Source organism: Fimbriimonadia bacterium (assembly GCA_039961735.1).
Taxonomy (GTDB): Bacteria; Armatimonadota; Fimbriimonadia; order Fimbriimonadales; family JABRVX01; genus JABRVX01.
In genome coordinates this window covers 1-13,233 of the sequence record JABRVX010000057.1, presented here as the reverse complement: position 1 = coordinate 13,233, position 13,233 = coordinate 1, and the positions used below count along the sequence as shown (strand labels likewise).

The following is a 13,233-nucleotide window of genomic DNA, read 5'->3' as shown; positions in this document are numbered from 1 at the left end:
TCACACGGGCGGGACGCCCGTGCCACGTGCCACCCATTAGGACGCGCGCGTGATCGGCTCGCACTGCTGGAACGACCTCTTCGTCAACGACGTGAACCTGATCGCCGGGGTGGGAGTGACGAACTACAGCGGCGTTCGGGTGTGCGACCTGAACGACCGAGGCGACGTGCTCTGGACGGTGGCCGACCCCGCCACGCTCAAGTGGTCCCTCTACCTCTCCTCCCCCGTCCCGGAGCCGGGGGGTGCGGCACTGGTAGCCCCCGCGCTGCTCCTACTGGCGCGTCGCCGCCGGGGAGGACGACCGACGTAATTCCGGCGTCCCGCCGGACGGAGGCATCGCCGGGACGGCGAACTTACGGCGTCCCGCCGGTCTAGGCGATCGTCGGTACGGCGAAGCCACGGGCGAAGTGCAACGCAGAGCCTCCCCCTTGACCTGGTAAGGGCGTAGGGTCACTACCCGACGGACCTAGCCTAGCTAAGTAATCGCGCTCGTGGAGAAAAACCGGGCGGAGAGTTGCGGATCGGCGAACTTTGTGATATCGTATGCTCGTCTGTACTATAGGCGGCTCGCTGCAGCCTGCGCGGGGGTGGGCCGGGCCGGCCATCCCTATCTGGAAGGTGAATAGCAGAAATGCAATCTCGGATTGCGACCTTGATTACGCTGGCGGGGGGGGGCAACCCTCCTCCTGACCCCCGGTAACGCCCAGCTCCACGGCCAGTGGCCGATGGGCGGGCACGACTGGCATCACACAGGACGCGTGGACAGCATCGTAGCCCCCTCGTACACCCCCGCTTCCCTCAAGTGGACCCTTACACCCCCGGAAGGCGTTAAGGCGATCACCGGCGTCGTTATCGGCGAGCCGGAAGGCGGCTCGGGCGAGGAGCCCTACGAGTACGACGTGTTCTTCGGTGCGGACGACGGCAAGATCTACTGCTGGCGCATTGACTACGACATCCAGTCCGGGACCTTCGCGCCCCTCGGCTCGCCTCAGTGGGCGACGGACCTTCGTGCGGACCCCAACGACCCGATCACGTTGGCCTCCGGGACGCCTGTGCTGGCTAAGGCTCGGTACGGGCTGGAGGACATCCCCGCTCTCTACGTGTGCACGCGCGCGGGCTCCGGCGGCACGCTGTCGCTTCGGCTGCAGTGCCTGCGGCTCAGCGACGGCCAGCGGCTGTGGAAGTCGGTGAATCTCGCGAACGGCTCGTCGAGCGCGCTCGCTCCACCCCTGTATGCACCCTACGGCGAGAAGTCGGGCTCCAGTTGGAGCGGCTACCGCGTGTACGTCGCGAGGGACAACGGGGGCGGAGACGGTCCCGCCCACATGATGGCGTTCAGCACCTACTACTCACCGGGCAACGACGCGCAGCCTCACTGGGCACTCGCTGCAACGGGCCGTATCGTCAGCCAGCCGGCGTTCAACGAACTGGGCATAGGCAGCGTCCCTGGCGGGTCCCCCGAGTCGTACTGGCCCGCGATCTACGCCACCACTCTCGACGGCAAGCTCGAGCAGTGGTTCGACGACCCTCAGTTCCCGATTAGCGGCCCCCGCTGGGTCTACAATCCCCCTGCTGCCGCCTTTGAGACGCACGCCTGCGAGACGTGGCCCATCACGACGGCCAACGACCGCGTGTACTATGGGTTCTACTTCACTTCTCGCTTCCAGACCGAGTACTGGACGCACGAGCCGAACGAGAGCGGGCTGTATGCGGTGAGGGACTACAGCAGCCAGGGGCAGACCCCCTACGGGGAGACCCGTTGGCCCAGGCTGGACCCGCCGTGGAACTGGCTGACGCGCGAGGTGCGCACTCCTCCGCTTCAAGATCGGCCCCTCGGCAAGTTCCTGGCGAATCCCTGTGCAGACGGCGGAGGCAAGCCGGCCTTGTTCTTTGCGACGATGGACGCGGGCTCGGCCACAGGCAAGCCCTCGCTCATCCGCGTGGAGGACAAGACGCCCCCGGGCGTGAACGAGCCGGACGCTACTGCGAAGTACCTGAAGGCCCTGCCCTACGACACCGACGAGGTGGATTCGGGCACGATCTACCGCAGCAGCGGCCCATGGGTGATGTTCGTCACCCGCACGGGACGGCTGTGGGCAACGTCTCCGTTCGCGCAATGGTCCTACCCGATGCCCAGCGTCGGGCAGAACATCCCTAGGCACGACCCCGCAATGGGCCGTGCGGGCGCTCTTGTGATCATCACCGCGAACGGACAGGTTCGGGCGTACTGGGGGCCGTAGGCTCCAATGACATCGTGCGGGCCGCTGGTGCGGCCCGCACGATCGAGCCGTGAAAGGATGACCTTATGAAACCGATCGCCCCAGCCCTGTTCCTTCTTTGCTGCTGCCGCGCACTGCCGCAGATACACTGGCAGCACGAGGTGCTGTTCAATGACGTTACGAACTTAGCGACCGGCACTCACAGCGCAAGCATCAGCGACGATGGCGTTCCAATCTACATGGCTAGTAGGATGGCAAGCCCCATACAGCACACTTACCTATACCGCACAGACCTGAACGCCCTCTACTTCTCGGTTCCCAGCGTGGGCGGGCGGGGAGTTATCGGGCGGAGTGGCAAGGTGGCGTTTGCAGCGAGGACCGGGACCACGTACCACGTGATAGGGGACGGCAGGGACTACTTCGCGGAGGTGGAAGCTCCCAGCCTCGACGGTGACGTGTACGTCAGTGACGTGGATGTCGAGGGTAGACCGGTGTGGTCTCGGACCTTCACGCAGTGGCAGGACCGGTTCTACTACGGCACGACCCGGATCGGTCAAGGCCTGCCTCTTGACAACTACGGGGGGCGAATCTCCCCGAATGGTAACCTCATCTGGGGGGGTACGTTGTTGGTTCGCCTTGGGCTTTTGCGGGTCGCCTCTACATCAACGACACGCCCCTCTCCGAGCCGATCCTCGGGACGAACGACTACGCGAACACTGCCATCATCAACGACAACGGGCTGGTTGCTTGGAGCGGCTGCGGTGACAACTTCGGAGGCGTGGAGAGCTACAACTGGCAGCTCTTCCTCAATGACCGGAACATCACTCCTCAGGGCCTTCTCGCTAATCGCGGGATCAGCGTGCTGAACGTGACTCGAAACGGCAACGTGCTCTGGATCCTCCACGATCGGGATGCCTGGCGAAATCGCCTGATGATGAACGAGCGCGATGTGGGTGCGCAGCTCTTCGGCGACCGCACCTATACGTGGAGCTACTACCCCATGGTGTCGGAGACGGGGGACGTGTTCTGGCGAGGAGGCATAGACGGCGAGTACTTCGGCATCTTCCTGAACGACCGAGACATCAAGCCGCTCACCATCGGAGAGACGCACAGCATTAACATACCACGAGGCATGGACGCCTACGGGCATGCGTTGTGGGGCGGAAGCGGATCCCTGACGAACGACATCAACCACGTATTCGTCAACGACTTCGACCTGAGTGCCGACGCGCTGGGGCGGCTTCATTCCCTTCCGGCTGCAGCTCTGGCCATCGGCAAGGAGGGACATGTCTTGTGGTACAGCCTGAATCCGAACGGCCTGATGACCCTCTGGCTGTCTACCCCCATCCCGGAGCCGGGGGGTGGGGTTGGCCTCGGGGTCGCAGCACTGGTACTCGCGTGCCGGCGGCGCAAGAGACGCGGCACCGGGTGAGGCGTGGCTTACGTTAGGGGTCTGACCGCTCGGTAGAGGCGGGAGTAGCGTTCGCGGGTTTCAGAGTACCGCGCGCTGAACGCGGGTCGGGGCTCGAAGACCTCTGTCTCCCGCACCACGGCTTCGGCTGCTTCCTCCATGCTGTCGTACGCTCCGCACGCCGAGCCCGCAGCGAGCGCCATGCCCAGGCACGCGGCATCCGCCACGTTGACCCGTGCCACGGGCCGCTCGTACACGTCCGCCTTCTGTTGAAGCCACAGCGCGCTGCGCGCCCCGCCGCCGACCGCTCGTACCCGCTCGACCGGGATCCCCGCGCCGTCCCACAGGTCGAGCAGCAGCCGCATCTCATAGGAGATGCCGTCCAGGGCAGCCTTGACCAACTCGCCTCGCGTCGTCGAAAGCGTCAGCCCGACGATGGCGCCCTTCGCATTCGAGTCGTAGTTCGGAGTCGCCGAACCGGCGAAGTAGGGAAGGAGCAGGACCTCGGACGGACCGTCGGGCGCATCGCTCAGCAGCAGGTCGTAAGGGTCTGCTCCTACTGCATCAGCCTCCGCCACCACGCCTCGGCACAGCGTGTCCCGAAACCAGCGCAGGATGGAACCACCCGAGAACACCCATGCCAGGCTCACGTAGCGACTGGGCACTGCATGTGCATAGCAGGGAAAGCCGGAGGCGAACGCCGCGTCGTTCAGCACCAGCCGGTCGGAGGCGGCCGTGAGGCACTCGACGGTGCCGATGGAGTCCACGGCCATTCCCACCGCGACCACCCCTGCCCCCAGCGCGCCCGCAGGCTGGTCGTGTGCGCCGACCACGAGGACGGTATCGTCCGGCAGCCGCAGATCCACAGCCACTTCCTTGGCGATCGTGCCGACGGGTGTTCCGCACGGCAGGGGGTGTGCAAGTCGGTCGGGGTCGATTCCGGTGCCCTCGAGCACCTCGTCCGACCAGCACGCCCGGCGCACGTCGAAGCAGAAGGTGCGCGCCGCGTTGCTGAAGTCAATCGCAGGCTCCCCGCCCATACGGGCCAGGACGTAGTCCCCGTAGCACAGGAACCGCCGGGCCTCTCTGAAAGCGCCGGGCTCGTGATCGCGGAGCCACATCAGCTTCATCGCGGTGTAGATGTGCGAGAGCTTCTGTCCGGTGATCTGGTAGAGGTCTCGCTCCGAGAGACGCCCTTCCCACATTCGCTCGTAGCCCATCGTCCGGGTGCAGAAGGACACCGCGCTGTTAGCCAGGGGCCGCGTTTGCTCGTCCACCGGCACGACCGCCTCACCCTGACTGCTGACGGCAAGTGCCTGCACCGGATCAGAGCTACCTGCTAACGAGACAGCCTGTCGCACCGCCTCGCACACCGCGCGCCAGACTAGCTCGGGGTCCAGCTCCGCCCAGCCGGGCTGCGGCTGCAATAGTGGGTACTCGCGATAGCCGGCGCCGAGAGCCCTGCCGTCCTCAGCGAACACGATTGCCTTTGCCCCGGTTGTGCCCACGTCGAGGCCGAGAAGGCTCATGTCAGGTCACCAGCGGATGACGTTCGCCCCCCAAGCGAGGCCGGCGCCGAAGCCGACCGTTAGTACGATGTCCCCCCGTTTGATCCGGCCCGCGCGCTCCGCCTCCCACAGTGCGATAGGAATGGATGCCGATGAGGTGTTCCCGTACTTCTCGATGTTGAGAAAGACACGGTCCTCGTCCAGCTCGAGCTTCTCCATGGAGGATCGAATGATTCGGAGATTGGCCTGGTGTGGAACGAACAGGTCTACATCGGCGGGTGTGAGCCCTGCCATTTCGAGACTGCGGAAGCAAGCATCGGCAAGAGCCTTGACCGCGAAACGGAACACTTCTTGCCCCTCCATGGTTATCGTGCCGTGGATGGGTGTTTCTAGCGCACCTTCCAGGTGCTTGCGGGGTAGGCCGTAGGACAACTGAATCAGATCGGCGCCCGAGCCGTCCGTCAGGAGGCAGCTTGCCAGGATGCCGCGTTCCCCTTCCTCTGCTCGCAACACCGCAGCTCCGGCGCCATCGCCGAACAGCACGCATGTGCTCCGATCGGCGTAGTCCGTGATTTTGGACAGCAACTCGACACCGATGACCAACGCTGTTCGGTGCGTGCCCATGTTGAACAAGCTCGAGGCGATCGCTCCTCCGAACACGAATCCCGCGCAAGCCGCGCCGATGTCGAATGCAGTGCATCGCTCGATGCCGAGGCCACGTTGCACACGGCAGGCCGTGGAAGGGAAGGTGGTTTCGCCCGTGACCGTCCCCAGCACGATCAGGTCCACCTCTTGCGGGTCCATTTCGGCCTGTTCGAGCGCCTCCTTGGCAGCACGGATGCACAGCACCGAACTCTCCTCGCCTGGCGAGGCGATCCGCCGCTCCTTGATGCCGGTGCGAGCCATAATCCACTCGTCCGACGTGTCCACCAACTTCTCGAGGTCCGCGTTGCTCAGCACGCGGTCCGGGATGCCTGCCCCGAGGCCGCAGAAGACGGCGCGCTTAGGCATGCGTAGTTTCCAATTGCATAGAGGTCACCATAGATCCAATCCTATCAATCAAGCCGTTTTTCACGGCTGCTTCGGCCTGTAGCACTGCGTTGCAGATGGCGCGGGAGTCGGACCTCCCGTGGCAGATGATGAACACCCCGTTCACCCCGAGCAAAGGCGCTCCGCCGTACTCCGAGTAGTCGAGATTCCGCTTCAGCCCCACCAACCCTCCAAGGAGAAGCGGCAGAGGGAGGCGTAGTAGGAAGTTCTTCGGCAGTGAGTCCTTGATCATGCTCATGATCATCTCCGCCACGGCCTCGCCGGTCTTTAGCACGACGTTTCCGACGAACGCATCGCACACCACTACGTCCACCTTGCCCGAGAATAGGTGCTTTCCCTCCACGTTGCCGATGAACGTGTCCAGGTGTCTGCCGAGCAGTTCGTGCGCCTTCTTGGTAAGTGCATTGCCTTTGCCGGGTTCCTCACCGATGTTCAGGAGGCCGACCTTCGGCTCTCGTATTCCCATCACCGCGGTTGCATAAGCCGAGCCCATGATCGCAAAGTCCAGCAGGTCGGCAGCGGAGCAGTCTACGGTAGCTCCGCTGTCCAGCAGAACGAACTTGCCTTTGCTGGACGGTATTTGTGTGGCGATGGCTGGACGATGTACTCCGGGAATGCTCTTCCACCGCAGCTTGGCCAGCGCAGTGGCTGCGCCCGTGTTTCCGGCCGAGACGACGCCGTCACACTCGCCCTCCTCCACCAACTTCACCGCAACGGCAAGCGAGCTGTCACGCTTCCGCCGCACAGCATCCATCGGGCTCTCGTGCATGGTGACAACCTCGGCCGCCGGGTGAATGTGCACGTTGCTGGGAACGGACCTCGGCAGGTGCTCCTGGATTAGGGACGGTTGGCCGACGAGGATCAACTCGCCGGCAACATTGGACGCCGCTGCCAGGACCCCGCTAACGACCTCGCGAGGGGCATGGTCTCCACCCATCGCATCGATCGCAAGCCTCATGCGCTCTCAGAAGTTTGCTTGGAGGTTTTGCTGCGGCTGCGAATCTCCTTGACCGCAACCGCTCTTCCCCTATACATACCGCAGATGGGGCAGGCGGTATGAGGCGGAAGTACCTCGGGACAGTCAGCGCGCGCACAATGGAAACTGATCGGAGATGGGTTGGGTGCCGACAGCGAATAGTGGGTCCTGCGTTTCGCGGACCGGGCGTGCGAATGCTTTCTCTTAGGGTTTGGCATAAGGTTCCCTCGTGGCGTGTGAGTTCACGCCGGTTCAGTCTTTGACCACTCTTCGGCAAGTGCGCGGAAAGCCGGAGTGTCGGCATCCGAAGCGCACTTGCACGGACTCTCGTTCAGGTTGGCTCCGCAGTGTTCGCACAGACCGAGGCATCCGGCAGAGCACAGCGGATGTGTCGGCAACTCGACCAACAAAACCTGACGTATCAGCTCCTCGATCTTCAGCCGATTCTCTACGAAGAGAGGAAACGGCTCCTCGGTATCGTCCACGTATGCTGCTCCAGCGTGCGACAAAGCCCCAGGAGTGCCGGAAATCGGGTAGGACTCCTCCACGGCGAATTCCATCGGCATCTCGACATCGGTCGTGCAGCGCACGCACTCCATTACAACGGTGGTGTGGAAGTCGCCCTGAAGAAGAAGCACTCGCCCGTCGCACCGAGCGCGTAAGACCCCGCCGATTGGGCTTGCCAGCGCGACCTCGGGCTCGTCAATCCCGTCCAGCAAGACGTCGAACTCCACGCTCCGCCCGGGATGCTGTACCACTTCGTTCAGGTCGAGCAATCGGCTGCGGTCCACGGAATCTCTCCTCGTCAACGAACACACGCGCCCCCACGATACGGCCACGTGAACGCGGCGATTATACACTAAGGGCCGCCAAACGTACTGCAAAGCCTGCGGCCCCGCCCCAGATGGGCAGGGCCGCTACCGAACGGTACCCGATCCAGCCTACCGGAGTAGTTGTAGTACAGCCTGAGGAGTCTGGTTGGCCTGCGCCAAGACTGCCATGCCGGATTGAGTCAGGATCTGCAGCTTCGTGAACTCCGTGATCTCCGAGGCGATGTCCGCATCACGGATGCTCGACTCGGTTGCAGTCAGGTTCTCCCTAGCAGTGGTGAGCGAGCGTACGTTGCTTTCCAGCACGTCCCTCTGGAAGCTGCCAATCTGTCCCCGCAGGGTACTGATCTGCTCAATGGCCGCGTCAATGATGGCAAGGGCATCCTGCGCACCCTGTTCGGTGGTCAGGTCTATGTCGGCGAAGCTGCGGCCCGGCACGACCCCCGTGCCGAGATTGGCGGCATGCAGGTCGGTGAGAGCGAGCCGCATCTGCTCCCCGGCGTTCGCACCCACCTGGAAAGCGACGCTGCCCGCGGTCAGCGCTCCGATCAGCGCACCTGTGGTCGCCAGGCCAGTGTTCCCAGCTTCGGTCAAAACTATGACGTTGCCTGCGCCATCGCTAACCCGTAGCCCGGAATCTCTGCTTCCTCGCCCGCCCGTGAACAGTGCTGAAGTCACACCCTGGCTGGTGAGAACCGTTACGCTCACTACGGCGTCGGTCCCGACAGCCGTGGTCACAGTGCCAGAGTTCATCAGCAGGTTCGACGTGTCGTAGAGGGTGATGCCGAAATTCGAGCCATACGTAACGTTAGTGAGCTGAACTACGGAAGAGCCATTGGCCGTGATTACTTGTGCCGTAACGCCTGTATTCCCCGACAGGTCGTTAATCCTGTTCAATATCTCTTGCAGCGTCTGAGTGCCATTCGACTGAATCGAGTAGCCATTGAGCACCAGTGTTCCCGCGGAAACCAGGCTGGACAGACTGCCGTAGGTGGTGGTGAGGGTCTGCGTCGCGCGTGTGGCCGAAGTGACCAGTGCCGCAGTGATGGAGCCACTTGCCACTTGGCTGCCACCAAAGAGGCTGCCAATGTTGATGCCTGCGATGTTCGTGGAGTTCACAACCGCCGCAGACACGCCGGCTGTTCCGTCGAACAGCTTTTTCCCGGAGAAGGCGGTCACATCGGCAATCCGATTGAGGCTCATGATCGTGGACCGAATCTGCTCCTGGTCCGCGCGTAGCTGGACATCGTCTACCACTCCGCGGTTGAGCGCGTGAATGGCCAGATTGCGCGTGCCTCGCAACAGGGTGGCGACCTCGTTGAGTGCGGCCTCCGCGGTCTTGACCATGTTGATCGCGTCTTGCGAGTTCTTGACCGCCTGCTCGAGGCCCAGTATCTGAGCACGTAGGCTCTCCGAGTGGATGAGACCCGCCGGGTCGTCTCCTCCTCGGTTGATCCTGAGTCCGGTGGAAAGGCGCTCGATGGTGCGCCCCATCGCCTCGTCCGTGGTCCCGAGGTTTCTCAGCGCGTTCATCGCCGCGATGTTGGTGTTGATACGCAAGCTCAACTCGGTTTGCCCTCACTCTTCCTTGATGGCCGACGGTCGCGGGCGACCGCGACTCACACGGCTCGCCTTGGATTATCGGAAGCGGAAGGGACGGGCTTCTGCCTGGATCCTATGGAACCGGCAAAGGTGCCTGGGGAATTTGCGGATCGATAGATTGCTTACCAACCTATACTCCCGCCGAATGCTGCAACATGAGCTCCGGGGCGCCTCTTGCCAAGGCGCCCCGGACGCATGCAGAGTACCCGACGTCTATCCTCGCCGTAGACGGCAAGCAATAAGGAGGACGCCGCTGCCGATGGCGAGCAGCATGGACGGCTCTGGAACGGGAGTGAACGCCAACCGCCCGATGCGAACGTCGATGGTCATAGCGCGAACCGTGCCTTCCACCAGCCACGGGGTCCCCGCGATCGTGAAGGTTCCGTTTCCGATCCAGTCGCTCCCCAACGTGTTGATGTAGGTGAAGTTCACCCCGTCGCCCAGGCCGAGGTCTATGTCAATCTGGGTACTGGATGGCTGCATCCACCGCAAGGGGCCCATGCTACCCAGGTACGTCCAGCCAGCCCAAGGGGTGGCTTCCCACTCGGTCAATGAGGTCGGAGTCGCCGTGTAGAAGCTATCAGGGAGTGAAGCGTACCGATGGGTTACATCCTGGTTGGGTCCGGAAGCTACGAATTCCGACTCCCAAGCCCAACTCTCCGAGTAGGACGCGAAGCTTGCCGCCGGGCTGATGTCGAGCACGTAGTTCAGCTCGAACGAGGCGACAGGCAGGGTCTGGTCAATGTAGCCGGCGGCGTACACGAGCGGCCCGCCTAGAACCGGCACGGTAGGGTCTTGGGCGCGGCTGGGACTGGGAAAGCAAACGCAAAGCATGGCAAGAAACGCAACGTGCTTCATGACCGCACCCCTTTCAAGACAAAGTATGTGGTCGTCTTCGCCACTTACCCTGGCTCCTCCTCCCGGTCAGGGCACCGACCGGGCACTTTTCTTTACGAGCCTGCCAGCCGAACTTCTACCGGGCTCTGACGTCAGAGGTAGAGAGGTTATGCGCCTCCGGCCCGCCCGCCTTTCCGATCGGGTACCGTTGCCACGCGACATCACGCCGTTAGGAGGAAGAAGATGCGAGTTCATGCACAGGCCATGTGGGTCACGGTCGCCCTTGCGGCCGTCTCGGGCACCTGGAGTCAGACCACGCAGTGGGATGCTAAGACTGCGTTCGGTGCAGCACAGGTATTGGGTCGCCTCGTACCGCTGAATCCGACTGCACTGCAGCTCGAGAAGCTCGCGTCCAAGGCAGCCCTCATCGAGCGCGCCCGACAGGACTACGACAAGTCCCTGCAGAGCCTGTACGAGCGCGAGCGCAGCCGCGCAGACGACTTCCTCAAGTACGCGGTGTCCGGGCTGAAGTACACACAGCAACAGCTGCAGAGGCTCGATGAGTGGAAAGCACGGCTCGACCAACTCGCCGAGCAGCGCGAGAGCGCGATTGACGAAGCCATCCGAAGCTCCGTGGACATCTTGACCAAGGCTCAATTCGACCAAGTGGCCATCCGTCCGGAGGACCGTCAGGAGGCCGTCGAACTGATGGGCCGCATCCGCAGCGTTCCCGATGCCGAGTGGCCGCGCTTCTCGCAGATGGCGGTAATGGAGTTCATGCGGGGTGAGATGCGCATGGTCCGTGGCGAGATCGAGGGGCTGCTAGGCGGAGGAGATCGGGGTCGCCAGCGCGACCAGTTCCGCGGAATGTTCGAGGGTGCTAGGGCTCGCGCGATGGAGCGCTTGGAGTACTACCGTAAGCTACCCGATAACCAGGTCCAGGGTGCGATAGAGCAACTTGCTCGCGATCGCCTCGGTGACGAGGGGATGAGGGAGCGCGTGGAGTCTCTCCTTCGGGAGATCCTGACCCCCGAAGGTGCCCAGCAAGCGATCCTCACCCTTCAGAAGGCGAAGGCCGCCTCAGGCAGCTAGCGCCCGCAGGGCGCGTGGTACCCGTGGTTCCGGCGTCCCGCCGCTCACATGGCATTGGCGCGGAGTAGGCGCGAGCCTGCTCGCGCTCTCGAGGTGTGCGACCACCCATCCCTCCATCCGCCCTCGGATAGAGGGATGCCATCGCCACGAGTCACCAACGTGCCCGCACGTGCCGCGCCCTTGCTTCCGGGCTGCCACCGCAGGGACGGGGGGTCGGCCGCCGAATCCTCGTTGCCTGGAGGTGAACGGTGTGAACGTCGAGCTGCTGCGAACGTTGGTGGAGGCACGGGGTATCCCGGGTAGGGAAGAGGCCATCCGCGAGATCGTCCGCAAAGAAATGGAGCCGTTGGTGGACGAGGTGACCACGGACACCATGGGCAACGTGGTGTGCGTTAAGAAGGGGGACGGCAAGAAGCGCCTCATGATCGCCGCGCACATGGACGAAATCGGCTTCATCGTCAAGTTCGTGGACGACAAAGGCTTCGTTCGCCTTCAGCCCCTAGGAGGTTTCGACCCGAGGCAGCTCTTCGCCCAGCGTGTGGTGGTGACCACGTCGAACGGCGACACGCTGCCCGGCGTGCTCGCCTACGGCTCCAAGCCCGTGCACATGCTCACCGACGCCGAAAAGGCGCAGGCCCCGCAGCTCGACACCTTCTTCGTGGACCTCGGATTGCCCGCCGACACGGTAAAGGAGAAGGTCCGCGTGGGCGACATGGTGACCATGGACCGAAAGATGGAGCAGTGCGGCGACTGCTTCACCTGCAAGTGCATGGACGACCGCGTCGGAGTCTACGTGATGGTCGAGGCAGTGCGCGCGGTGAAGAAGCACAAGGTGGATGTGTACGCCGTTGCCACCGTGCAGGAAGAGGTTGGGTTGCGCGGTGCCGAGACCGCCGCCTACCACATCCAGCCCGATATCGGAGTCGCGCTCGACGTGACCATCGCCAACGACTTCCCCGGACCACCCGAGCAGGATGCGGTGACGAAACTCGGCGCGGGCGCGGCGATCAAGATCATGGACGGGTCGCTCATCTGCAATCCAAAGCTGGTGGAGCACTTCCGCTGCATCGCGGAGAAGAAGGGTATCCCGCACCAAATGGAGGTGCTTCCGCGGGGTGGAACGGACGCCGGGGCCATCCAGCGCTCACGGGCGGGAATCGCGAGTATCACTCTGTCCGTGCCAACCCGCTACATCCACACCGTGAACGAGATGGTGCACGCCTCGGACGTGCAGGCCGCCGTTGACCTCCTCTCCGCCTACATCTCCGACGCGCATACGGGGGATTACGCGCTATAGGCGAGCTCCGCCAAAGACGCACTGATGGACCTCGACCGCATCCTGCAGGTGCGCTGGCTGCCTTACCTGAACACGTCCACGGGCACCGCGATTCGGAACCCCTGATCCGCGCCACTGTCGAAACACGACGGCGGGGCGAACGCACATGCCGATGCGTGGCGACGGAATCTAGTGGCAATGGGCACAACCGGCCGCGCCAAGTCTACGCCAGGATTATTGGGGCTTAAGCCCTAGTCCCCCCCTCGCGAAATCCTGACAGCGGTCAGGAGCCGTGATACAATACCGTCGCATACTAATCCGTGCGAGTGGTGGGCCATGTTTAGTTTCATCACTTGGTCTATTGGCCCAGAGAAGGGCACGATGGACGAAGCGGCTCTCACCGTGGCCGCTCGGCGGAGCTCGAGGCTCAGG

The 13,233-nt window shown here is 63.4% G+C and carries 13 protein-coding genes; 6 read left to right on the top strand and 7 right to left on the bottom strand.

Going from position 1 to position 13,233, the window contains the following annotated elements; genetic code table 11:
• Positions 1-49 precede the first annotated feature (49 nt).
• The 4 genes from HRF45_12325 (at position 50) to HRF45_12310 (ending at position 3,651) form a co-directional block, all read left to right on the top strand.
• Positions 50-310, top strand: coding sequence for a hypothetical protein (locus tag HRF45_12325; protein MEP0767308.1), 261 nt, complete (start codon positions 50-52; stop codon positions 308-310).
• Between the two features lie 448 nt (positions 311-758).
• A complete protein-coding gene (locus HRF45_12320) occupies positions 759-2,240 on the top strand; it encodes a hypothetical protein (protein ID MEP0767307.1) in 1,482 nt (493 codons plus the stop codon).
• 65 nt (positions 2,241-2,305) lie between these two features.
• Positions 2,306-3,085: a hypothetical protein gene (locus tag HRF45_12315; GenBank protein MEP0767306.1), complete on the top strand. Its 780-nt coding sequence runs from the start codon at positions 2,306-2,308 to the stop codon at positions 3,083-3,085.
• The gene (locus HRF45_12310) at positions 3,079-3,651 is read left to right on the top strand and encodes a PEP-CTERM sorting domain-containing protein (protein ID MEP0767305.1); all 573 of its coding nucleotides are present in this window, start codon (positions 3,079-3,081) and stop codon (positions 3,649-3,651) included. The genes HRF45_12315 and HRF45_12310 overlap by 7 nt, the downstream gene beginning before the upstream one ends.
• A gap of 8 nt (positions 3,652-3,659) precedes the next feature.
• On the opposite strand, the gene HRF45_12305 is transcribed toward HRF45_12310, so the two are convergent.
• The 7 genes from HRF45_12305 to HRF45_12275 all read right to left on the bottom strand — a co-directional run bounded on the left by HRF45_12305 (position 3,660) and on the right by HRF45_12275 (position 10,454).
• The gene (locus HRF45_12305; protein ID MEP0767304.1) at positions 3,660-5,159 is read right to left on the bottom strand and encodes a hypothetical protein; all 1,500 of its coding nucleotides are present in this window, start codon (positions 5,157-5,159) and stop codon (positions 3,660-3,662) included.
• Between the two features lie 6 nt (positions 5,160-5,165).
• Positions 5,166-6,149: a ketoacyl-ACP synthase III gene (locus HRF45_12300; GenBank protein MEP0767303.1), complete on the bottom strand. Its 984-nt coding sequence runs from the start codon at positions 6,147-6,149 to the stop codon at positions 5,166-5,168.
• Positions 6,142-7,146: a phosphate acyltransferase PlsX gene (gene plsX / locus HRF45_12295; GenBank protein ID MEP0767302.1), complete on the bottom strand. Its 1,005-nt coding sequence runs from the start codon at positions 7,144-7,146 to the stop codon at positions 6,142-6,144. Before plsX ends, HRF45_12300 begins: the two co-directional genes overlap by 8 nt.
• The gene (gene rpmF / locus HRF45_12290; GenBank protein MEP0767301.1) at positions 7,143-7,382 is read right to left on the bottom strand and encodes a 50S ribosomal protein L32; all 240 of its coding nucleotides are present in this window, start codon (positions 7,380-7,382) and stop codon (positions 7,143-7,145) included. Before rpmF ends, plsX begins: the two co-directional genes overlap by 4 nt.
• A gap of 24 nt (positions 7,383-7,406) precedes the next feature.
• Complete coding sequence (locus tag HRF45_12285; GenBank protein MEP0767300.1) at positions 7,407-7,955, bottom strand: DUF177 domain-containing protein; 549 nt, start codon at positions 7,953-7,955, stop codon at positions 7,407-7,409.
• Between the two features lie 150 nt (positions 7,956-8,105).
• On the bottom strand, positions 8,106-9,560 hold the full coding sequence (locus tag HRF45_12280) for a hypothetical protein (GenBank protein ID MEP0767299.1): 1,455 nt from the start codon (positions 9,558-9,560) through the stop codon (positions 8,106-8,108).
• A 249-nt stretch (positions 9,561-9,809) separates the two neighbouring features.
• On the bottom strand, positions 9,810-10,454 hold the full coding sequence (locus HRF45_12275; GenBank protein MEP0767298.1) for a PEP-CTERM sorting domain-containing protein: 645 nt from the start codon (positions 10,452-10,454) through the stop codon (positions 9,810-9,812).
• Between the two features lie 222 nt (positions 10,455-10,676).
• Here HRF45_12275 and HRF45_12270 point away from each other — a divergent pair, with 222 nt between their 5' ends.
• Both HRF45_12270 and HRF45_12265 read left to right on the top strand, forming a co-directional pair.
• Complete coding sequence (locus tag HRF45_12270; protein MEP0767297.1) at positions 10,677-11,525, top strand: hypothetical protein; 849 nt, start codon at positions 10,677-10,679, stop codon at positions 11,523-11,525.
• A gap of 337 nt (positions 11,526-11,862) precedes the next feature.
• Complete coding sequence (locus HRF45_12265; protein MEP0767296.1) at positions 11,863-12,822, top strand: M42 family metallopeptidase; 960 nt, start codon at positions 11,863-11,865, stop codon at positions 12,820-12,822.
• Positions 12,823-13,233 lie beyond the last annotated feature (411 nt).